Source organism: Aeromonas simiae (assembly GCF_000820125.1).
Lineage (GTDB): Bacteria > Pseudomonadota > Gammaproteobacteria > Enterobacterales > Aeromonadaceae > Aeromonas > Aeromonas simiae.
In genome coordinates this window covers 1-1070 of sequence record NZ_CDBY01000074.1, presented here as the reverse complement: position 1 = coordinate 1070, position 1070 = coordinate 1, and the positions used below count along the sequence as shown (strand labels likewise).

General features: G+C 62.0%; 2 protein-coding genes. One reads left to right on the top strand and one right to left on the bottom strand.

What is annotated here, in order from left to right; translation table 11 throughout:
* Positions 1-519: aminotransferase class I/II-fold pyridoxal phosphate-dependent enzyme (locus tag BN1134_RS15475; RefSeq protein WP_042048309.1), on the bottom strand; the 519-nt coding region annotated here is incomplete at its 3' end.
* Between the two features lie 173 nt (positions 520-692).
* On the opposite strand from BN1134_RS15475, the gene metJ reads away from it, so the two are divergent.
* Positions 693-1016 (top strand): met regulon transcriptional regulator MetJ, encoded by a 324-nt coding sequence (gene metJ / locus BN1134_RS15470; protein ID WP_042048308.1) that lies wholly within the window; start codon positions 693-695, stop codon positions 1014-1016.
* Positions 1017-1070 lie beyond the last annotated feature (54 nt).

Genomic DNA, 1070 nt, shown 5'->3' with positions numbered 1-1070 from the left:
GTTGTCGACCGCCACCCGCGCCCCAGCGGCATGGGCGGCCGTGCAGATGGCGGCCACATCCACTACCCGCAGCAGGGGGTTGGAGGGGGTCTCAATCCATACCAGCTTGGGCTGCTCGGCCAGCGCCTCCGCCAGCGCCTTGTCATCGGCCAGATCGACAAACTTGACCCGGTAGCACCCCTTGGTGGCGAGGTGCTCGAACAGGCGCCAGGTACCGCCATAGCAGTCGTGGGGGGCGATCAGCAGATCCCCCGCCGCGAGCAGGGTGGTGCTGACCAGATGCACCGCGCCCATGCCGGTGGATGTGATGACGGCACCCGCCCCCCCTTCCAGGGCAGCCAGTGCCTCGGCCAGATTGCTGCGGGTCGGGTTGCCGGAGCGGGCATAGTCGTATTGACGTGGCTCGCCAAAGTCGGCAAAGGTGTAGTTGCTGGAGAGATAGATGGGAGGAACGACCGCCCCGTGTTGGGTATCGCTCTCGATGCCGACCCGTACGGCGTGGGTTCCCTGATGACTCATCTGCGCTCTCCTTCCCTGTTTCGTCTGTGCCCCATCTGGCTGAGCTACACAGTATGCCAAACCAAAAAAGCCGTCAACATGTCTAGACGTCCGAATGGCTTTGCCGTTGGATTGCCATTACCCTCCTTAAGGGTTAAAATTCGGCCTCACGGCTTAACCAGTACAGGTGGATCATGGGAACAGAGTGGAACGGCGACTATGTCAGCCCCTATGCAGAGCACGGCAAGAAGAGTGAGCAGGTCAAGAAAATCACCGTTTCCATCCCGCTCAAGGTGCTTAAGGTGCTGACTGACGAGCGCACCCGCCGCCAGGTCAACAACCTGCGCCACGCCACCAACAGCGAGCTGCTCTGCGAGGCCTTCTTGCACGCCTTTACTGGCCAGCCGCTGCCGTGCGACGAAGATCTGCGCAAGGATCAGCCGGACAGCATTCCCGCCGAGGCACGCACCATCATGCAGGCACTCGGCAAGGAGATCGAGGAGTACGACGCCGAATAAGGCGCTCGCTCCACAGCTCTACCAACACACAAAGAGGCGACCCCATGGGTCGCC

What these genes read in the sequence shown, in the direction of transcription:
- metJ (WP_042048308.1), top strand. Translation starts at nt 693, where the DNA reads ATGGGAACAGAGTGGAACGGCGACTATGTCAGCCCCTATGCAGAGCAC.